Raw genomic sequence first — 22,363 nt, 5'->3', positions numbered from 1 at the left:
ACTCAGTCGATACTAGCCAAATGTTTCATTCACCAGTCCCATTTGTATCAATTGTCTTGGTGATAAAGCTCCCAATGCGACGATCTGATACCGCAAGCGATGATATGCGTAACATTCTTTGGACCTGGCTGCCAGGGTTCAAATTAACTTTGTAGAGAAATTCGGTTCCTTTTTCAGCATCATTAACTTTTGAGCCATTCATCGTAATGGGGCAATCAGGGTAGTGGGAGAACATTGGGCACCAGAGCGAGGTACTAACGTTAGAAGACGACTATTTGAGTAACTATGGACACTGTAAAACACATTCTCTTTTATGCCGCACTTTCAGTTCTCACCATTGCCTGTCAACGGGAGAAGGAGAAGGCCAAGTTTCAAATAAAGCACCATCCTAACTTTTTGATATTGATGTCCGATAATCACTCTTGGCAAGATTTAGGATGCTATGGCAACACGTTGCTAAAAACACCAACAATCGATCAGGTTGCCAAGGACGGCATCAAGTTTACCAACGCATTTTGCAATGCTCCGTCCTGCTCACCGGCCAGAGCGTCGATGCTTGCAGGACAGCAGCCTTGGCGTCTCCGGGAAGCAGCAAATTTGTGGGGAGGCTTTCCTAAAATGGAATTGTACCCAGAAATACTGGAGAAAGCCGGTTACCACGTTGGCATTGAAGGAAAAGGGTGGGGACCCGGAAATTATGAAGTTGACGGTTGGCCTCACAATCCTGGGGGGCAGTCTTACAACTCCTTCGAAGAATTTTACAATGAAGTGGATAAGGGACAGCCTTGGATGTTTTGGTTCAGTAGCCGTGATCCACATAGGCCATTTCGCAGAAATGGGTGGGAGTCGGCCGGCATTGATCTTAAAAAAATCAATGTGCCCCCGTACTTACCCGACACTGAAGAGGTGCGAAAGGATATGGCAGATTACTATAATGAAATCCAGCTTTTCGATAAAGACGTTGCTTCGTATTTAGCACTACTCAAGGAGGTAGGTGAATTGGATAACACCGTTGTGATAATCTGCAGTGATAATGGCTGGCAAATGCCGCGAGGGCTAGCCAATCTTTATGATTTCGGCACAAAAATTCCATTAATCATTTCCTGGCCTTCACAACTGAAAGGAAATCGGACAATTGACGATTTTGTTTTGTTGAGTGACCTGGCGCCAACCATTTTGGAGTTAGCCGGAATTGAGATCCCCCTTCAAATGGACGCGAGCAGTTTGACAGGACTCTTAAAAACAGCCGATGCAGCGGGCGACGGGGATAGACGTGAGTTCGCAGTAATGGGACGAGAACGACATGCGTTCGCCAGAAACAATGGTGCGGGCTACCCGGGTCGGGCTATACGCACAAAAGACTTTCTTTACATTAGAAACTACAATGCAGATGCATGGCCGGCCGGCGATCCGCCATTGTATGGCGACGTTGATGCACACATGCTGCAATATCCGTCACCAACCAAAATGTATATGCTCAAGCATAAGAACGATGAACGGGTAGCCCCACTCTTTACTAAAGCGTTTGGGAAAAGACCTTCTGAAGAACTTTATGATCTAAAAATAGACGGCTATCAAATGACGAACGTAGCGGATCGTCCTGAATATCAAGCAATCAAAGCCGGGCTTTTGGAGCAGTTAACGAAAGAACTACAAAGAACAAATGACCCACGGCAGGGGGACGCACCTTTCAACTGGGACGCAGCAGCTTATTATATGGAATCGGATAAGCATCCAAAGCCTAGTGAAGATGCAATCCGTGAATTAGGATTGAAAGAAGAATATAACTACGTGAAGCCCTAGCAAGGGATCTGCTAGATACTTTCTATAGGTGTTAAAATAAAAAAACATGAAGCCTTTCTATACAGGGTCCCTAAAAATATTTCCGTCGTTATTAGTGAACTACTAAGTTGATGAGACATGCAATCGTGTAGTCCTAGCAACGGTTCATTTGCTAATTTCTCATTATCATTGGATAAATAACCATAAGCTTATCGAACTAAGCGCACAGATATTTGTTCGAATGCTTTCGGAGATACGTCAAGTTTTTTGTTGATCTGTGGAGCATTCAAAAGATTTAACGAAACGGTGTGGGCAACGATCTTTCCATCTGCCCTTAAATCCTGGCCGAATGAGAAGATTTTGACTTATGACATTCACACGAAGACGGAAAACCTATGTCCTTACTGAGTTTGACTCCAGGATACTGGAGGAATTTCTAGACGGTGGTTTTTGGACCATTGATGATTTGCACAATAGTTTGTCACAGTACCCGCTGCTGGTGACCATGAGGGCTGTTCATATGCTGACCGCTCACGGCTATCTTCAACAGCAGCGGATCAAGGATAAGAGTTTTTACTTTTTGAAAAGCAAAGTGCACCGTATGGAGCAGGGTTTGCGAGAGGGTCGGACTGACAGTATGCAGCAGAAATCCGGTGTCGACTTTACCATGTAATGGGCACTTGAGCGTGAGTTTCAATTTCCGATGGATAAGATTCAATGTAAACAAGAAAGATCAACCACCTTGCCTGACCAAGAATAAGAACCATGACATGGATGCAAATAAAGTCAGTAGTCTTTCCACGCAGAGGCGATACATGGCTCAGTAAAAATTCATTCTTTTTTCGTTCTGATGCAGCATACCGCCTGCAACCTTAAATTGATAAAGGCCAATGATTAATCAACATTTGTCTGCTAAGCAGGCTCTTTTTAGTGCGCCCGTTATCGTGGCCTCGCTGGGATACTTTGTGGATATTTATGATTTACTGCTGTTTGGAATTGTTCGGTTGCCGAGCTTGCAAGCCATCGGGGTAAGTTCTGACGCGTTGTCAATGGTCGGCGCATCAGTGCTTAACTGGCAAATGTTGGGTATGCTCATGGGCGGAGTGTTGTGGGGAGTTCTTGGTGATAAGCAGGGTCGCCTTTCGGTCTTGTTCGGATCGATCATCACCTATTCGTTGGCTAATGTTGCATGTGGCGCTGTTGGAACGGTAGAGATGTATAAAGTGTTCCGTTTTATTGCAGGAGTAGGCTTAGCAGGGGAGCTTGGGGTCGGTATAACGTTAGTGGCTGAATCCGTACCGACGCGTTATCGGGCGTTGGGTACTTCACTGGTTTCAGCCGTTGGTTTGCTTGGTGCGGTTGTAGCTTTTTTTACGGTGAAGCTTTTCGATTGGCGCACTGCTTATTTTGTTGGTGGTGGAATGGGGCTTTCCCTGCTGGTGCTGCGAATCAATGTTGCAGAGTCATCGGTATTTTCAAACGCGAGAAAACAAAAGCATATCCAGAGAGGAAATTTTTTATCACTCTTTGTCAACTGGGACAAATTCAGACGGTATATGTGCTGTGTTGGCATAGGCCTGCCGACTTGGTTTGTCATTGGTATCCTGGCGACATTTGCCAACGAAGTGGGCGAAGCAAAAAATGTTTTTCCCGTGATTGATCCTGGTTTGGCGATCATGTGGTGTTATGTTGGGTTGTCCGTGGGTGACATGTTTAGTGGTTTTTTGAGTTATTGGCTCAAGTCCCGAAAACAAGCTATTGGCTATTTGTTGGGCTTTACAATCATCATTTCTATGGTGGGGTTACTGTGGAACTATGCAACGAGCTCGGTCTATTACATAGTCATATCGTTGGCAGGTTTTGGTATTGGGTATTGGGCGATGTTTGTCACGGTAGCGGCCGAACAGTTTGGTGCTAACCTTCGCGCCACCGTGGCTACGACAGTCCCCAATATGGTAAGGGGCTCTTTGGTATTGCTGGTGTTGGCATATCAATTTTTGAAATTGTACATCCCTGTTCATTTGGCTGCACTCACCGTTGGAATCATATGTTTTGTTCTTGCCTTTTCTGCACTGCTCGCAGTCTCTGAAACATATGACCGTGACATGGATTTTGTTGAATAGCACCCCTCACGTTGTGTTGCCCGGGCTAATATGCCATCACAAGAAGCTAATAAGCGATCACACAAATTGTTTTTGAGGCACAATCTTGCCTGCAGTTTAGCAATTCACGCAATCATCGTTCAGGGCGAGCGCAGCCGGTTTCTGTGGCTGTGGCAGCATGGAAAAGATGGTGGCACGTGTTGCACATGGAACTGACAACAGTATTAAATATAACCATATGATAAGGGAAGGAGGGACGATGTCCCGAACACTGAATCAAACTACCATTTTTTCTGATCTTGTTATTGTGGGAGGCGGGATGGCAGGTACCTGTTGTGCGATCTCAGCCGCGCGTGAGGGTCTAAAGGTCACGTTGGTTCAAGACCGTCCAGTGCTTGGCGGTAATGCGTCCAGCGAAGTACGGCTATGGGTTCTTGGCGCAACCTCCCATATGGGAAATAACAACCGCTGGGCTAGGGAAGGAGGGGTGATCGATGAAATATTGGTAGAGAATATGTATCGCAACCGCGAAGGCAATGCCGTGATATTCGACACTATTCTGCTGGACAAGGTGGTGGCCGAAGCAAACATTACGTTGCTCTTGAATACTTCGGTTTATCAAGTCGAAAAAAATGCTGAAGATAATATCGCCAGCCTCATAGCCTTTTGCAGTCAGAATTCTACAGAGTATAGGTTGCATGCTCCGCTGTTCTGCGATGCATCCGGTGACGGAATCATAGCATTCCTTTCAGGAGCTCCCTTTCATATGGGTGCGGAGAAAGAACAAGAATGGGATGAAAAATTTGCGCCCAGTAAAGAATATGGAGAACTACTCGGCCATTCATTATATTTCTATACCAAGGACACCGGCAAACCCGTTCGGTATGTTCCACCTTGTTACGCCATGCGCGACATTGCTAAAATTCCGCGTTACAGGCAGTTTAATACCCATGAGCATGGATGCAAATTGTGGTGGATAGAGTATGGTGGCAGACTGGATACCGTGCATGAGACGGAGAGTATAAAATGGCAGCTCTGGAAGGTCGTGTATGGCGTTTGGGATTACATTAAGAACTCCGGTAATTTTCCGGATGCTGAAAATTTAACCCTGGAATGGGTTGGAACCATACCGGGAAAGCGTGAGAGTCGGCGCTTTCTGGGCGACTATGTCCTGACGCAGCAAGACATTGTTCAACAGCACCAGCATGAAGATGCTGTCGCGTATGGAGGATGGTCAGTTGATCTTCACCCGGCTGATGGCGTGTTCAGCGATAAACCTGGATGTAATCAATGGCATTCGAAAGGAATCTATCAGATTCCATACCGTTGCTATTATTCCAACGCAATACAAAATCTTTTCCTGGCGGGTAGGATTATCAGTGTTAGCCACGTAGCCTTCGGATCTACCCGAGTGATGGGTACCAGCGCCTATGGCGGGCAAGCCGTCGCTATGGCGGCTTCGCTCTGCCATACGAATAAATTGAAGCCAAGAGCGGTGGGTGAACCTTTCTTCATGAAGAAGCTTCAGCGCAAGTTGATGGAGTCTGGGCATCATATTCCAGGCATTGTGTTGGACGACTCGCGTGACCTCGCACGCCAAGCGGTAATAAACGCCTCCAGCGAACTTCAGTTGACACACCTGCCGGTCGAATTGAACGAAGTTCTGGATACCTCGGTAGCGCAGATGATCCCCGTCGGCTCTGGCCCGATGCCGTCTTTTTTCATGGATGTAATTGCCGAATGTAGCACAGTACTCAAGGTCGAACTTCGCGTCTGTAGTAGGATGCATAGTTATTCACCCGATGTTACCTTGGGATCCCTTGAAATACCGCTGCAGAAAGGGGTGAATAATGTTCCGTTAAATTTCAATTTGATATCCAAAGTCCATCGGTACATTTATTTGACCTTCCTCAAAAATCCCAGCGTGATGCTTCCCTATACCGCGCAGCGCATGACTGGAATATTAACGGTCTATCATCATGTCAATCCGGCGGTGTCAAACTTTGGAACGCAAACGCCTCCAAAAGAACTGGGTTTCGATGCATTTGAATTCTGGACTCCAAAACGCCGCCCCAAGGGCCATAACCTGGCGTTAAAATTTAATACTCCCCTGGGTGGATTCGAAGCGCGGAATATATGCAACGGATTGGCTAGGCCCACTATACAACCAAATGCCTGGGCAGCAAGTTTAGCAGACAAATCGCCGTCTATTACCTTGGAGTGGGATGCTCCAAAAGAGATTCAGTTGATTGTTCTCAAATTCGACACCGACTTTGATCATCCCATGGAAACCGTTCTGATGGGGCATCCGGAAGATGTGATGCCTTTTTGCGTGCAGCATTACATTATTCGGGATGAAAACGGCAAAGTGATTTATGCTAAACGAGACAATTATCAAACCATCAACAAAATTAAACTCGCCTCCACAATAAAAACGAAGAAAATAACCATTGAGGTTTCTCATCCATCCCAGCACGTTCCTGCGGCAATTTTTGAGATCCTGTGTTACGGTCCATGTGAAAAGAATGTCGCCGAACATATTTGACAATTCACATATTATGATTCCATTGGATGTACTAGTTATGATCGTTTTTGCCATCCTTATCTTTGCGATAGGCGTGGCATTTACTCGGGTAGGCAGCAAAGACGGGCAAGCTTTTTTTGAAGCGGGTGGTGATACGCCATGGTGGATAAATGGCCTTTCGCTTTTTATCAGTTATTTCTCTGCAGGCACATTCGTAGTGTGGGGATCAATCGCCTACAAGCACGGCGTTGTGGCCAATGTGATACAACTCACCATGGCCATAAGTGGGATTATCGTGGCCATGTTTGTTGCGGGCAAGTGGAAACGAACTGGCACGAGGACGGCGTCTGAATTTATCGGGCTACGCTTTGACATAAAGACGCAACAATTTTATACGGTATTGGTTTTGTTTTTGAGTTTGGCCCATACAGCCTCCGTATTATATCCCGTAGGTAAAATGGTCCAACTGGCAACACCATTCTCCCTGAACACATGCATTGTCGTGATTGGATTGGTGGTAATCCTCTATACTGCTGCCGGAGGGTTATGGGCGGTGCTGGTGACCGATGTTGTGCAATTCATAATATTAATGGCTGCAGTGGTTATTGTTATCCCGGCATCGCTGGCAGACGTTGGTGGTATGCAACAATTCATCAACAAGGCGCCGGCCCATTTTTTTGAACCCTTCAACGAGGACTATACTGCGCTGTTCATGCTTGCCTTTGTAGGATACCAGACTTATTACATTGGTGGCAACTGGGCATATGTGCAGCGGTATACGAGCGTGTCCACAGAGCGGAATGCAAAAAAGGTGGCCTATCTTTTTGCGGCACTTTATCTGATTAGTCCATTGGTCTGGATGCTTCCGCCCATGATTTACAGAGTCATTAATCCATCCCTTGAAGGGCTTGAACCGGAAGGTGCCTATATGATGCTCTGTCAGCGTGTACTTCCAGCAGGCTTGATCGGATTGGTATTGTCGGGAATGGTTTCGGCAACCTCTAGCAAGGCCAATACCACGATCAATCTTGCTGCCACCGTGTTTGCCAAGGACGTGTACAAAAATTTGATTAGACCGCTTTCGAGTGATCGCGAGCAGATTTTTGTTGCCCGGCTGTTCACCGTTGTATTTGGGATTGCGACCATAGGGGTAGCATTGCTCATCCCAAGACTTGGCGGCATCGTTGAACTCGTATTGTCGATCGCCTCCATTGCCGGTGGGGCACTGTTCGCGCCGATTATATGGTCGTTGTATTCTAAGAGGATTACGGCATTTTCTGTCGTCTTTACCACGTTGTTGACCCTGTCGGTCTGTCTGTATTTTAAGCTACTGCATCCAGTTTTCTTCCAGGTGAAATTGTCAAGGATGCTTGAAACATCAATAGGTGTTTTTCTGCCGCTGCTTTCTTTGTTTGCATTCGAGTCGTACTACAGATCAATCAATCGGCTTTCATCGTCGGCTTTGCAGTTTGAATCCGAGCCACCCGTGGTCAAAGCCATCACGGTGGGAGTTAAGCAGCAGAATGCGTTCGGTGTGAAAGTAATTATTATCGCCGCTATCGTCGTTGGGGCAGGAATATTTGTGCTTGGTCTTTTGGCGAAGAACGATTTAGTCGTGATGGTCGTAGGGGCCGTGATACTGATTCTTGCACTCCTGGCCGGAGCAAGAATTTCGATGACCAGTGGACGATCAACCGTTGCTTTGCCAGATGCGACCAAAAATAGAAAAGGTAATTAAGACGATACGTAGCGCTACGGTAGTTTCGGTTTGTCACTATAAGGAATCAGAGACAGCCATTAACGATATCACGCAGCGCTATAGGGAAGGGCAGCGCGTTTTTGAAATTTCACGGCGAAGTATGAATGCACGCCGTATTTTTGCGGAGCTTGTGCAATGTCGCCCACAGCGATTTCCGGACGCCGTGCTTGGCGTTGGTATCATTCTGGAAGCTAAGTCAGCTCGCTTTTTCCTGAGGGCTGGGGCGGATTTCCTAGTGTCGCCGATAACCCAGCTGGACATAAAAAAGCAATGTGACCAGGCAAGAATTTTGTGGATACCGCACTGTTTTATAGCGAAGGACATGGTCTATGCCAGCAAACTTCGTTGTCCAGTGATTAAGATTTTTCCCGACGACGTGAGCGGGCCTAATACAGTCTGTAATCAGTTTTCGGTAGCGCCTCAAGTTCGGATTTTACCAAACATGCCAAAGGGAGGTTCTCCGACTCTCCGATCCTTCGAACATATCGTACTTTCACCGGCTTATGCGATCTGAAATTATAGCCGAATTTAATCGGATTGATTTTCGTTAGTGAAAAAAGTTTTAATGGTGGGAGAGGCTTGCCGCTTTGGCGCGATGGACAAAAAAACAACCCGGTACTACGCGGGTTGTTTTATTTTGATTTGGGCTTCGAATTTGTTTTACCAGGGATCGTTTTGCGTCATCTTGATATTGGTATTGATCTCATTTTGCGGAATGGGGAAGTACTGGAATTTATCCTCATAAAATTCGCGGCCCACTTTGTCGCTGTTGCTCATTTCTTGTTGGATTAACCCCCAACGTTTGAGATCGTAGAAACGAAGTCCTTCACGATAGAATTCGATCATGCGTTGGTGACGGATCTCATCCATCATATCATCGGCAGAAAGACCGGCGGCCAGCGGAGCCAGGTGTGCACGTTCGCGAATGCGGTTCACAAGGGGATAAGCTTCGGCGGTTCGGCTCTGCAGGGTGAGGGCTTCAGCATACATCAATAAAATGTCGGCGTAGCGAAGTACTTTTTCATTGATCTCGGAGATCCAGATGCCTTCGTTGTTGTTGCGCCAGTTTTGATATTTGCGTATTCTGGCCTTGGAGTTGAACGGGTTTGAGAACGATGCGTAGGGAAGGTTGTAATACAGTGCGCCGGGATAATTCCACACCAGCGAGGCGTACATCCTCGGATCAAAATCGTTGTCGATCGTTTTTTCTTTTTCAAACTCGTTGAAGATTTTGTCTGAAGGGAACATTTCGAACCAGCCGGCCACTTCTGTAGGGGCAAACTCTTGTGCGGTGGTGACGCCTTGTGACTCGCCGGCGTTTTCACCATTCCAAGGAGCCGTACCACCAACGTTTTGCATCTGGATTTCAAACAGCGATTCTTTGTTGTTGTCCGAGCCAGCCAGGAAGTTTTCTTCATAGTTGGTGAGCAAGTCGTAGGTAAACGGCGCTTGCGGATGGCCATCGGGTTGTGCCAACAGCTTGAATGTGTTTTCGGCTTCAGACCATTTCTTGGTGTACACGTAGGCTTTGCCGAGGTACCCCAGGGCCGAACCTTTTGTTGCACGGCCAACGGCGCTGGCGTCGTTGGAAACCGGCAAGCCTTGGCTGGCCTCTTTCAGGTCGCTGATAATTTGCGCCCAGACGTCGGCTTCCGGGGATTTGGCAATAGCTGCCTCGGCGCTGCTTTTGGGAACCGCCGTAACGATGGGTACCGATCCAAAATTGATGACGAGAATAAAGTGATTGGCGGCACGCAGGAATTTTGCTTCTGCCGTCAATCGTGTTTTCAAGGCATCGCTTAATTCGCTTGCCGGGAGATTTTCGATCACCTGATTGGCGCGGAAGATGGCGTTGTACGCTCCGGTAAAAATTCCCGCGGGCACACCAGTCGTGGCATTGTTGGTGAAGGTCGACAATTGGTAAAGGTCCTTCACGTCGTTGCGAATAAACATATCATCGCCACGGCCGTTGGATAACTCAACACCGCGCACTCCCCAATAGCCGTTGTCCACTTGCTTGAACATTTTATAGGAGGCGGCCAAGCCGGCTTCAAAGTCGGCCTGTGTTTTCCAGAAGCTTGCCGTGGTAAGACTATTTGGATTTACCTGGTTCAGTTCATCCGTACACGCTGCCACTGCAAAGAGTGACAGCAAAACAATTGTATGTCGTTTCATCGTGTTCATGTTTTAAATTAAAAGGAGAGTTGAACGCCAAATAAAGAAGTCCGGGGCAGCGGGTAGGCCACGTGACCAAAGTCCACACCGCGATCCAGCACCGAGTACGGCAATCCGGTATCCTGACGTCCAATGTCGGGGTTAAACCCTTTATAGCCCGTGACGGTAAACAGGTTGTCAAAGCTCACATACAAACGGCACGAAGTAATGCTGGCACGGTTCACCAAATCCTTGGGCAACGTATACCCGATCTGTAACGTCTTGAAACGCAGGTAGGATCCATTTTCCAGGAAGCGTGTCGAGGTTTGCGAATTGTAGTTCGGGTCGTTGATCACGGCACGCGGCATGTCGGTGTTGGTGTTGGAGGGTGTCCAAGCATTCAAGGTCGATGCTGCATAGTTTTCTTCCAGGCTCATGCTTTCCAGATCCTGACGGAAACCGTTGTAGATCTTGTTGCCTTGTGTTCCCTGGAAGAAGATGGTGATATCAAAATTCTTCCAGGATGCATTGCCGCCAAAGCCGTAGGAGAATTTAGGCGTTGGACTGCCCACATATTGGCGGTCGTTTTGATCGATCACGCCGTCGCCGTTGGCATCTTCAAATTGGATGTCGCCGGGTTTTGCATTGGGTTGAATGAGCTGGCCATTTTTCGAGTAAGCATTGATCTGTTCCTGTGTTTGGAAGATGCCCATGTCCTTGATTAGATAGAACGAACCTACAGGCAGACCGGCTTGGGTTACGGTAGCGGATGCACCGTGGTGGGTAGGCTGGCCACCAAATATCTGTTGGCTTCCGGTTCCCAGTGCGGTTACTTCGTTGTTGATGGCGGTGAATGTACCGGTGAGTTGATATTTGAAGTCGTTCACCTGGTTGTTATAATTCAACGCCAGCTCCAGGCCTTTGTTGGTAATGCTACCTGCGTTAACATACGGGTTGCTGCCACTGGCGCCCGAAGACAGAGGAAGGGGCACCTGCAACAGGATGTCGGTGTTCTTACGGATGAAATAATCAGCCGTCAGGTTCAGCTTGTTACTAAATAAGCCCCAGTCCATTCCGATGTCAAACGTCTTGGAGCTTTCCCACTTGATGTTTGGCGTGGCAAAGGCGGTTTGCGAAGAACCGTTCCACAGGTGTTGATCTTGTCCGGTTACGTAGTTGAGGTTGGAATTAATGGTGGGCACATACAGGTAGTCGGGAATTTCTTGGTTACCCAGCACACCATAGCTTGCCCTTACTTTCAGGTTTGTTACCACGGGTTCCAGGGCTGTAAAGAAATCTTCGTTGGAGGCGTTCCACGCCAGGGCGACGGAAGGGAATGCACCGTATTTATAGCCGTTGCCAAAACGCGAGGAACCATCACGACGGAATGTACCCGTCAGTACATAGCGGTTGTCATAGGAATACACGAGACGTCCCAGGTAAGAAAGCAAAGCATATTCCTTTGCGTTGCTATTTACTTGTGCATTGGCCGTACCGGCGTCCAGCACGAAAATGCCATCGGGCATGCCGGTCTTATAACCGATGAGGGTACGGAACTGGGTGTTCTGATAGGTAAAACCGCCAAGTGCCTGGAGGCTGTGCTTACCAAACGTCTTGGAATAATTCAGTGTGTGTTCCTGGAGGAAGTAGTTGTTCTGGCTTCTTGTTTCAGTGAGCTTGGAGATCGCGTTCACAAACAAAGCACCCACTTGGTAGGGGGAGATGTAATTGAAGTTGTTTACCGATGTGTTGGTGTATCCCAGGTTGTACTTATACTTGAGGCCTTCGGCCAACGTAAGTTCAGCGAACAAATTCAGGATGGCCGTGTTGGTGTTGTTCTTCATTTTTTGAAGGTTCAACGATGCTACCGGGTTGGCCACATCCACTACCGGTCCGTAAGCGCCGCTATAGCCGCCGACTGCTGTGGGATCGTAAACGTTGAACACGGGGATCATCTTGGTGGCGGCTTCCACCGGATTACCACCTTGTCCACCCAAGCCAGGGGGTTGGGGTCTTGCATTTTCGCGGCTCAGGATAAAGCTTTGACCGAGCTTCAAAATCCCTTTGGTGAACTCAGATTTCATGCGCAGGTTGATGCGTTCGTAGTTGGTGTTTTTTACAATACCGTCCTGGTTCAGGTATCCGCCCGACACATTGAATTTATAGTTCTGTCCACCGCCGCCTGCCGACAGTACATAGTTCTGCACCGGTGCGGTGTGATAAATTTGTTTTTGCCAATCTGTGCCCGATGTAGTAGGCGCAGGGTTGTTGGCAGCATCCAGGCGGGCAAGACCCGCGTTGTCGTGTGCAGCATTGCTTACAGTCGCCCAATCCGTGGCATTCAGCACATCCAATTTCTTGGTTACGTTCTGTACGCCTACGTAGGAGTTAAAATCAAATTTTATCTCGCCTTCCGAACCGGACTTGGTGGTGATCAGCACCACGCCATTGGAAGCCCGCGAACCATAGATTGCGGCAGCGGATGCATCTTTTAAAATGTCCATCGAGGCCACATCGGAAGGGTTCAGGTTGTTGATGTTGTCGACCTGCACGCCGTCTACGATGTAGAGCGGGTTGTTGCTATTCAACGAACCCGTACCACGGATCAAGATCTTTACACCCGAGCCAGGCTCGCCACCGGCGGATTCTACCTGCACGCCGGCCGCACGGCCTTGCAACGATTTTTGAATGGAGTTGGATCCTTGAGTTTTTAAATCATCGCCTTTGATGGAGGAGATCGCTCCGGTAACATCCTGTTTGCGCTGTGTACCGTAACCTACCACCACCACTTCACTCAGCGATTGCAGTTCGGGCACCATCACTACGTTTATCGTCGTTTGCGAACCCACTACGATTTCCTGGGAAGCATAACCGATAAAGGAAATAATCAATACCGATTCCTCGTTGGGAACAGCAAGGGAAAATTTGCCCGTCGCATCGCAGGTGACGCCATTGCTTGAGCCTTTCACCACCACGTTTGAGCCGGGTAGGGGCTGACCATCGCTGTCGGTAACCTGGCCGGTGACCGTAACCACCGCGCTGGCACGGATGGCGGTCTCGTAGGAGGAAGCTTCCTCTTCCGGCACGGAAGCGGGTTTCAGAATGATTTGGTTGCCGTCTACTTCATAGGAAATGCTGGGACCTAGTATTTCAGTCAGGGCATCACTGATTTTTACATCGGAAATCTCCAGTGATACCGGGCTAAAGGATCGGATGAGCTGGGACTGATACGTGAACTTTACTTTTGCTTCTTGCTCGATGACCTGCAGAATGGCTTTGATACTTTTCTTTTCAACATGAACGGAAATTTTACGATCCAAGATTTCCTGACCTTTGGATTCGAATCCGTATGCCCATACGCTGAAAACACCTGCCATTACTGCTTGTATCAACGATATTCTCATAAGAGCAATAATTTTTTTAGGAATAGGTTTATTCATACCTTGTAATAGGTTTTTGTGTGTAACAATTCAAAAACGAATGCCTGGTTTATCCCTTGGAAAAACCGGGTGAGGGCCGGTAATGCTGGAACATTATCGGCCTGTTTTTTTTCTGGTGGATAGCAATTATTTCATGCGTGATCGGTTAAGTGTAGGATGTGCAAATATCATCATCGTCTTTAGTGTTTTTAGTGACTACATCCACGGCTTTTTAGAATGATGCGTGTGCCGTGGATTTCATAGGTCCCCTCGATGGCTTTGCAGATAATCCGTAGGCGTTCATAGAGACCTTCTTCCGAAAAGACTGTAGTAAGCTCGCAGAATTGCAATGCGCTTGCATCGTAGTCAATGTCAACCGCGTACATTTTTTCCAGCGACTTCAAAATGTCTGTTACCGGCTTCTCATCAAAGGTCATCACCTTTTCCTTTTCGATGGCCAGCACCGGTTGAGGGTTGTCCACCAGCGTAGTGGTGACTTTTTCTTTGCTCAAATCGAAAACGGCTTTTTGATTGGGCACCAGGATGGCCTCTTCCTTCATGGTTTTGGTTAACCCAAAATGTTTCTCCACCTGCCGGGACACCGAAACGCGGCCCGTTTTTACCGAAACCGTAATAGACGAATCGAGCTTATCTGCATACACCGAAAAACTGGTGCCCAAAACTTTGGTGATCACATTTTTTGTATAGACCAAAAATGGTCGTTGCTTATCGTGGGCCACTTCAAAAAAGGCAACACCCGTAAGTTGCAATTCGCGTTTTTCTTTGCTGAAATGTTTTGCCATGCGCAACGTACTGCCCGGTTGTAGCGTAATCACGCTTCCGTCTTCCAGCGTTACCGCTTTGGCCACGGGGTGGTCATTGACAATAATCATTTCAGCACCCTCCACCGCGGCGAAGTCGCCTTCATTTGCGGCAAAGTTGTCAGTGGCCAGATACACGCCCATCCCAATGCATATAAACAGGGCGGCGGCCACACTGGCAATTTTCCAATACAATCGCGAAGGTGTGGGCACCACCGGCTCATGTATGCGTAAGGACAGCTTCTGCCACAGCACATTTTCCAATTGTTGGTGCTGCGCTTGGTCTATGGAAAAATTTGTCTCCTCGCCGATGGTATCATACCACCGCTGTACCAAAGCCTCCTCTTCGGCTGTACATAGTCCTTTTTGATACTTCATCAAAATCTTCTCAAATTCCTTTCTGCTCATGGGGGCTTGTCGCATACCCATTAAGACGAACAACTCAGGAGAATCCCTAAAACGTTTTCGGAAAAACTTGATCTTTCATCCTGCCTCGGCAAAAAAACTTTGACAAGGGGCATCTCTAACAAAAACGGCCTTACAAAAGAATAAAGGCATAGGCTAAATGGCGTTCACGCGAAACGCAAGCCGGCATGATCTTAAGAGACAAAAAGACAGGAGGGGGACAATTAATAAAACAAGAGCAGGGCCAGGAGCACAAAGTCTTTCAGGTAGACTTTCAGTATTTTCAACGATTTGGTAAGATGATATTCCACGGCCTTTTCGGAAAGTCTTACCACTTTTGCCACCTCTGCAATGGACCGGCCCTCGAATCGACTAAGGGCAAAGACCGCTTTGGTTTTCTCCGGTAGGCGAGACAGACCGGTCTCCAAGGCTTCCGCCAGATTATTATAGGATACCATTTCCTGCGTGGCGTCGGCCTGTCGGGGGATGAATTGCTTGTAGTAGCGCCAGTATTTATCCTTCACCAGTGTAGCACGAATATGATCGATGCATTTGTTGCGCAGGGCAGTGCGAAGGTAGTGAAGCAGGTTGGAGATCAGCAGCGTGCTACGTTTTTCCCATAGCGTAAGAAACAGCTCTTGCACAATTTCTTCAGCAAGTTCGTGTGATTGTACTTTGCAATAGGCCTGGTGATATAACGTTTTCCAGTACTGCTTAAAGATGATACTATACGCTTGTTCATCGCCTTGCCGCAATGCCTCGATAAGGTCCTGCTCTTTCCATTCATTATCTACCTGCATTGCGCTCTTGACGTTAGTAAGTGCCCAGCCCGAATCCTAAAAATTTCGGCCAAGTGTATGCATAAGGTTCAACAAATGCAATCGTTTGTTTGTTTTTTGGCAACGATTGAAGCCTTTGAAAGGCTGTTTGATCAACATGGCTTCTGTATTAAGATATTCATTTTCAATACCTTAATATCAGATGACCAACCCTCCAGCAGAACAATCGAACGCTACACCAACGGGCCTGTGCAAGGGAGGCAAATCTTTAAGATGAACGCCTGCGGAATGCCGATGAATTGCTTCAACAGCAAACGCCCCACGCCAACGCGTGGGCTGTTTGAATAAACGCTTTATGTGGGTAGACTTAAAAATAAACATGTTCCACCTTGTCAAACATGTCACTATGGTGTACATGATGTTCAATGAAATATTTCAATCGCGCACCGACAATAATTCTTACCCTTCCTTTGAGTTCCATTGTCATCCCTGCGTCTAATTTTTCCTTGGCCTGTATGACGCCCCTCCCCCGCAGCGTGGGTTTGCCATCATCAAAAAGATCTGGTGAGTATCTTCATGTTTTCTTATCACTACAATTCATTATTTCCATCGCCGCTTTCGTTTTTCTATTCCACTGGGGGAATTCTGGGAGGGAAGTTCGATAAGCATGAGAAGCGCGTGCCGGTAGGTTGAGCTATCGAACGCTCCACCCGCTATCCTCAACAAGCCGTTTGAATTCCTTTAACCCCGCCTTGTAGAATTCACATTCTTATCAATGGAAACAGTGAGAATTGCATTCAATGCCGAACGCTCTCACAATGAAATAAGCATCGCTTTGACCCAAAAATGTTGGTCAATTGTTGTTACAACGTTTGAACATAAAGTGTATGATTTACATCTAAAATGGGATCTCCAAAGGATAGCATTTGTCAGCTAGACGACATTTTAAATTGTTAATAGCCAGTCTGTTAAATTATTTTTTTGGACAATTTTGAAAGTATAAAATCTGCCAATATTTTTGTTACAACGTTTGAACAAAATAGCATTTTGTGAAGAAAAAATCGACCATAGTTGACATCGCGGCAAGGGTGGGTATTACCCCGTCGGCTGTATCAAAAGCACTTCACGGAAATACCCGGATTAGTGACGATACGCGAAATGCTGTTCTGAAGGCGGCACAGGAGCTTGGCTATCAACAGAACAGTATGGCGAGCGCCCTTAGAACGGGGCGGACCGGTTTGATTGGAATACTGGTGCCAGGCATTCACTATAGTTTCTTTTCCTCGGCCATCAAAGGAGCCGAAGAGGTGTTGAGTGATGCTGGATACAGTGTGATGATTTCTCAGTCGAAGGATTCACAGGAGCAGGAGAAAAAGCAGTTGGACGGTTTTGTAAGAGCCAACGTTGAGGGAGTAATTGCTTCGCTGGGGATGGAAACTAAACAAGTAGGTTTCTACCAAGAATTTTCCAAAGACAGGCCTCTCGTACTTTTTGACAGAGTGTTTGAGGATGAGTCCATCAGCAATATTGTGATTGATGACTTTCAGGCTGCCGTGAAGGTTGTTGACCACCTGGCGGAGATGGGCTACCGTCGCATTGCTCATCTGGGAGGCTATTCACATATCCTGGCGTTTAACAAGCGGATGGAAGGTTATAAATATGGCCTTGTCAAACATGGCCTTCCTGTGTTGGATCATTTTATTTTTGAGTCTTCCCCTGATAAAGATTTTGCAATGGCGGTGATGGAAAGTCTTTTTAATCTTCCGGATCCCCCGGATGCCGTGGTTGCGGCCAGTGACTATTTAGCGTTGGGAGTTTTGAACTTTGCTAAAAGCCGACAGATTGACGTACCTGGGCAGCTTGGAATTGTGGGGTTTAGCAACGAAGAATTGACCAAACATATCACGCCGTCGTTGACCACGGTGGATCAGTTCAGCGAGGCCATGGGGCAGGCGGCCGCCGAACTACTTCTTGATCAAATATCCTGCATCCATAAAGGACAGGAAGCCGTTTCTCAGCGGCGTGTCTTTATTCCCAAGTTAATTGTGCGGGATTCGACACGAAGGGAACTTCACTTAGCGAATGATGAATGATCGCATGAAGACCTCGCCCACATGGACTCATGCCAAAGCAAAATAAAAAAAAGTGTTTTGATATCTAAAAATAGTCATGAATAAGTACGTATTGAAGGACACTGCCGGTCCACAGAGTTCATTTATGATTAAGCGGCAACATGTTCCCTATTTTTACCATGAGATGCACTACCATCCGCAGCTTGAGTTAAGTTTGGTCGTGCGTGGAAAGGGGATGCGCTATGTTTCCAATAAAATTGAACCTTTTCAAGACGGAGATTTAGTACTGCTCGGCGCAAATGTTCCTCATTTATGGAAATCAGATCAGCAATATTTTGATAAACCTCAGTCGGATGCATGCGAGTCTATTACGGCCTATTTCTCCTATAATTTCTTAGGTGATGATTTCTTTAACAAGCCGGAGCTCAGACAAATTCGTGAGTTGTTGCTCAAAGCATCAGCGGGTGTAAAAATCACGGGCAAGTTGCACAACGAGGTATCGTGGGCGATGGAACGTATGGAGCAGGAGAGCCAAACCAAAAGGTTATTTATACTGCTTGATGTTTTGCAAAAAATTAGTGAGTCTCAGGACATGAGACCACTTACAGAATCTGCCATTACGGCAACCGCATTTTCAAGTAGCAACGATCGTCTCGAACAAGTGCATCAGTATATCTTTGAAAACTTTCGTAATCCCATTACCCTGGATGAAGTTGCGCACGCTGCAAGCATGAGCCCCACCGCATTTTGCAGATATTTCCGCCAGCGCACCACCAAGACGTTCTCGCATTTTTTATCGGAAGTCCGGATCGGGTACGCCTGTCAATTACTTCAAGAGAAACGTAATAAAATAGCGCAGGTCTGTTATGAATCAGGATTTGCCAATCTATCCACTTTTAATAAACAATTTAAAGCTGCCATGCATATGACGCCCATCCAGTATGTGCGCTCAAATGTGTGAGTTGTCGAAAGCTTCTCAATACCTAACCACTAACCTTCAAACGAATGATTTATTTGCCTATTGTAAGAGGGAGTTTCCTCTTGCCTGAACGTTTCATGTGTATTGTGATCCTTGCTGTGCTAATTTCAGGGGTGGCAAGTGCCCAACGGAAAGTGGCCCACAGCAGCACGCCCCTTCAACGGTTGTGGTATACTAAGCCAGCAGATCGATGGCTGGATGCGCTACCCCTTGGAAACGGTTCTCTAGGAGCAATGATTTTTGGTGGTGTTGATGGTGAACGAATACAATTCAACGAGTCCTCTTTGTGTACCGGGAGTTTAGATAAAATTGGTAGTTTTCAGCCATTTGGAAATATTTTCCTGGCGTGGAAGTACAATACCGATGCGTCTGCCACGGCTTATCGGCGGTCGCTTGTCTTGAACAATGCAATCCACGAGACGTCATTTAAAAAGGGTGCTATTGCGTTCAAGCGCGTCTATTTTACAAGTCATCCAGATCAAGCCCTGGTGGGTTTGATTACCGCGAGTAAACCCAAGTCAATTAATGTCGAAATAAAGCTAAAGGATGTTCGAGGAGAAAAATTAACAGAAGGAACATCTTCGTTATTCTTTCAGGGAAAGTTGGAAAACGGTATTTCGTATGCTGCTTGTTTGATCGTAAAGGCGAAAGGGGGAGTGGTGACACCAACAGATTCCTCGATCATTATTCGAGACGCTGACGCCCTGAACTTTTACCTTACCGCGGCTACCAGTTTTAAGCTCCGCGCTGGGGCGGAATTTGCCGCTGGAGAAAATCCGGAAAAGTTAGTTCGTGCAAGGGCGAAGCGCGTTAGCGAAAAGGATATCGATAAGGTGCTCACCGATCATAAGGAGGACTTCAGTGGGTTATTTGATCGCGTGACGTTGAAGCTTGGTGATGGACCTGACAAACCCACGCTACAAAGATTACAGGATTATACGCAAGGCGCCAGTGATCACGACCTGGAAGCATTGCTATTCCAATACGGACGTTACCTATTAATAAGCTCATCACGTGCTGGTGGAACACCAGCAAATTTACAAGGCCTTTGGAACAATGATGTGAAGCCGGAATGGTATTCGCAGTATACTACCAATATTAATATTCAGATGAATTATTGGTCAGCGGAGCCGACCAATCTTTCGGAGTGTCATGAACCATTATTCGACTGGGTTGAAAATCTAGCCGCGATAAACAGATCTACCAGCGACAACGTGTTGAAGACCAGCGTGGGCTGGGTAACGTACAGTACTGACAACTTGATGGGCGGTGGCAGTACCTGGCGCATACACCGTCCGGGGAGTGCATGGTTGTCACAACATTTTTGGGAACGGTATGCCTTCACCGGTGACTCATTGTTTCTGGCCAGACGTGCATACCCCTTGTTAAAGGAACTTGTCAGTTACTGGGATGGTCATTTGGTTGAAACGTCAGCGGGCAAACTCATATCTCCCGACGGCTGGTCACCGGAACACGGTCCCCATAAAGACGAGCTTGATAAACGTCCTTATCCGGGAGCATCCTATGACCAGCAGATTGTCTATGATCTGTTTACAAACTATATCGATGCAGCTAAGAAATTAAAAATTGACGACGGTTTCTGTTCAAACGCAGAGCGCCTGCGCTCGAAACTTTTAGGTCCACGTGTCGGCAAATGGGGACAGTTGCAGGAGTGGGCTGAAGATCTCGATGACTCGACCGATCATCACCGCCACAACTCGCACCTGTTTGCGGTCTATCCCGGTCGGCAAATCACGCTTCAGCAAACGCCGCAATGGGCACGGGCCGCCTCGCGTTCACTCCTGTCAAGAGGCATGGAAAGTACAGGCTGGAGCGTTGCCTGGCGTCTTAATCTTTGGGCGCGTCTGGCTGACGGTGAACATGCTTATGCGCAAATGCGGCGGCTGATTCAGTACGCGGAATCACCGGGTCAAGCTGAGAAATGCGGACTATACGCGAATCTTTTCAATGCTTATCCTTTTCAGCTAGACGGTAATTTCGGCTATACTTCTGCCGTGGCAGAAATGCTTTTGCAGAGCCACGAAAATGTTATTCATCTCTTGCCAGCACTTCCAAAAGCATGGGCTGACGGTGAAGTTAAGGGATTAAAAGCGCGTGGTAATGTTGAGGTGGCGATGCGATGGAAAAGCAACCATTTGGTAAATGCTACGCTAAAAGCTGTACGAAGCGGGACCTATACCTTTCGGTATGGTGATAAAGTTGCATCGGTCTACTTGGTTGCTAACAGACCTCACGTTATTGACTTAAAAACCAAAACACATACACAATGAAGATGATTAGATTTTTAGTGGCCTGTATTTTGACGCTGATTGTCATTGTCGCCTCGGCTCAAAAAATAAAAACGGACCGCGATGGCAGCCTTACGTCCATGAATGATGTCGACCTGTTTTCGATGATCCAACCCATTCCGGCAACAAATGTTTTTGCGGATTCCGCGTACAACATTTGGTGTGGCTCGGTACTAAAAGGCTACAATGGTAAGTACTACATGTTCTACAGTCGATGGCCGCGATCCCTTGGTCACTATGCCTGGATCAGCCATTCGGAAATAGCTTTGGCCAAGGCTGATAACCCTGGGGGACCTTATCGGCACGTGAAGGTCATCTTCAATTCTCGCGGAAGTAAATATTGGGACGGTGCAGCCACCCACAACCCTACCGCCATTCTGCACAATGGCAAATACTATTTATATTATGTAGCGACTACCGGAGATGGGTTGCTGAAGCAGCCGACCACCATGAAGGATTCACATTGGTGGCACTATCGGAATACCCAACGGATCGGTGTGGCCGTCTGTGATGATCCTGAGAAAGAGTGGCAGCGTTTTGATGAACCGGTGCTCAACGTGAGCCGGGATTCAACGGCCTTTGATGCGTTGATGGTTTCCAACCCGGCCGTGACAGTCGACGATGATGGTAAAGTAATTTTGATCTATAAACAGGTTGGTCGAAATGGAACCTTGCACGGTGGGAATGTTAGGTTTGGCGTCGCGTTTGCAAAACAGATGCTTGGCCCTTTTGAGAAACATCCTAATCCCATATTCGAAGCCAGCGGCATCGACCGTAAAGACACGTGGATGGTTGCAGAAGATCCATACCTGTGGACTTATAAAAAGAAACACTATGCGATCGTTCGGGATGTGGCTGGTCATTTCACGCACGGAGAGGCAACCTGGGCAATGCTTACCTCTCTCGACGGCGTTACCTGGCAACCTGCCAAGCATCCTAAAGCCGCGCCATTTCACTTGAAGTTTAGCGATGGTTCACTCAGCGAGGAAGCGCCAGAGAGGCCATGTTTGTTGCGAGAGAAAGGCGTACCTATAGTATTGTTCGGCGCATTGGGGATTAAAAAGCGTGAGCATTCGTACAATGTGGCTATGCCGTTGAAGGCAAACTAGGCACAGAGATTTTCCACTCTGGCCAGACAAAGCATTACCTACGGGTAATGCTTTTTTTTTATCCATCACGACCTCATCAAAGTAACTTGCTAATTCCTTACCACTGACTGCTAAAATTCCTTCACAATAGCTTTCTCAGAAATCGGAAT

General features: G+C 47.2%; 15 protein-coding genes. 11 read left to right on the top strand and 4 right to left on the bottom strand.

Annotation, left to right across the window (positions count from 1 at the left end):
- The first annotated feature begins 285 nt into the window (after positions 1-285).
- The 6 genes from JI741_RS31430 (at position 286) to JI741_RS33205 (ending at position 8,681) form a co-directional block, all read left to right on the top strand.
- On the top strand, positions 286-1,803 hold the full coding sequence (locus tag JI741_RS31430; protein WP_202016427.1) for a sulfatase-like hydrolase/transferase: 1,518 nt from the start codon (positions 286-288) through the stop codon (positions 1,801-1,803).
- A 346-nt stretch (positions 1,804-2,149) separates the two neighbouring features.
- Positions 2,150-2,455, top strand: coding sequence for a hypothetical protein (locus tag JI741_RS31425; protein WP_202016426.1), 306 nt, complete (start codon positions 2,150-2,152; stop codon positions 2,453-2,455).
- Between the two features lie 217 nt (positions 2,456-2,672).
- Entirely contained in the window at positions 2,673-3,905 is a 1,233-nt protein-coding gene (locus tag JI741_RS31420) for an MFS transporter (protein WP_202016425.1), read from the top strand.
- Positions 3,906-4,062: 157 nt separating this feature from the next.
- Positions 4,063-6,429 carry an FAD-dependent oxidoreductase gene (locus tag JI741_RS31415; RefSeq protein WP_369411896.1) on the top strand — a complete coding sequence of 789 codons (2,367 nt, stop codon included), beginning with the start codon at positions 4,063-4,065 and terminating at the stop codon, positions 6,427-6,429.
- Between the two features lie 13 nt (positions 6,430-6,442).
- On the top strand, positions 6,443-8,146 hold the full coding sequence (locus JI741_RS31410; RefSeq protein ID WP_202016424.1) for a sodium:solute symporter family protein: 1,704 nt from the start codon (positions 6,443-6,445) through the stop codon (positions 8,144-8,146).
- Positions 8,118-8,681: a beta/alpha barrel domain-containing protein gene (locus JI741_RS33205; protein WP_202016423.1), complete on the top strand. Its 564-nt coding sequence runs from the start codon at positions 8,118-8,120 to the stop codon at positions 8,679-8,681. Before JI741_RS31410 ends, JI741_RS33205 begins: the two co-directional genes overlap by 29 nt.
- 146 nt (positions 8,682-8,827) lie before the next feature.
- Here JI741_RS33205 and JI741_RS31400 read toward each other — a convergent pair whose 3' ends face one another.
- From JI741_RS31400 to JI741_RS31385, 4 genes are all read right to left on the bottom strand, one after another.
- A complete protein-coding gene (locus JI741_RS31400; RefSeq protein WP_202016422.1) occupies positions 8,828-10,342 on the bottom strand; it encodes a RagB/SusD family nutrient uptake outer membrane protein in 1,515 nt (504 codons plus the stop codon).
- A 17-nt stretch (positions 10,343-10,359) separates the two neighbouring features.
- Complete coding sequence (locus JI741_RS31395) at positions 10,360-13,641, bottom strand: SusC/RagA family TonB-linked outer membrane protein (protein ID WP_202016421.1); 3,282 nt, start codon at positions 13,639-13,641, stop codon at positions 10,360-10,362.
- Between the two features lie 308 nt (positions 13,642-13,949).
- Positions 13,950-14,969, bottom strand: a complete 1,020-nt coding sequence (locus tag JI741_RS31390; RefSeq protein ID WP_202016419.1) for a FecR family protein — start codon at positions 14,967-14,969, stop codon at positions 13,950-13,952.
- A gap of 221 nt (positions 14,970-15,190) precedes the next feature.
- Positions 15,191-15,766 carry an RNA polymerase sigma factor gene (locus tag JI741_RS31385; protein WP_202016417.1) on the bottom strand — a complete coding sequence of 192 codons (576 nt, stop codon included), beginning with the start codon at positions 15,764-15,766 and terminating at the stop codon, positions 15,191-15,193.
- Between the two features lie 57 nt (positions 15,767-15,823).
- Here JI741_RS31385 and JI741_RS31380 point away from each other — a divergent pair, with 57 nt between their 5' ends.
- The 5 genes from JI741_RS31380 (at position 15,824) to JI741_RS31360 (ending at position 22,214) form a co-directional block, all read left to right on the top strand.
- The gene (locus JI741_RS31380) at positions 15,824-16,093 is read left to right on the top strand and encodes a hypothetical protein (RefSeq protein WP_202016416.1); all 270 of its coding nucleotides are present in this window, start codon (positions 15,824-15,826) and stop codon (positions 16,091-16,093) included.
- Between the two features lie 701 nt (positions 16,094-16,794).
- Positions 16,795-17,838 carry a LacI family DNA-binding transcriptional regulator gene (locus JI741_RS31375; RefSeq protein ID WP_202016415.1) on the top strand — a complete coding sequence of 348 codons (1,044 nt, stop codon included), beginning with the start codon at positions 16,795-16,797 and terminating at the stop codon, positions 17,836-17,838.
- Between the two features lie 76 nt (positions 17,839-17,914).
- Positions 17,915-18,778, top strand: a complete 864-nt coding sequence (locus JI741_RS31370) for an AraC family transcriptional regulator (protein ID WP_202016414.1) — start codon at positions 17,915-17,917, stop codon at positions 18,776-18,778.
- Positions 18,779-18,822: 44 nt separating this feature from the next.
- Complete coding sequence (locus tag JI741_RS31365; protein WP_202016413.1) at positions 18,823-21,087, top strand: glycoside hydrolase family 95 protein; 2,265 nt, start codon at positions 18,823-18,825, stop codon at positions 21,085-21,087.
- A complete protein-coding gene (locus JI741_RS31360) occupies positions 21,084-22,214 on the top strand; it encodes a glycoside hydrolase family protein (RefSeq protein ID WP_236676372.1) in 1,131 nt (376 codons plus the stop codon). Before JI741_RS31365 ends, JI741_RS31360 begins: the two co-directional genes overlap by 4 nt.
- Positions 22,215-22,363: the final 149 nt, after the last annotated feature.

This window comes from Chryseolinea lacunae, from assembly GCF_016735595.1.
GTDB lineage: Bacteria > Bacteroidota > Bacteroidia > Cytophagales > Cyclobacteriaceae > Chryseolinea > Chryseolinea lacunae.
The sequence above is the reverse complement of the archived record's forward strand: the minus strand, read 5'-3'. Positions and strand labels throughout refer to the sequence as shown.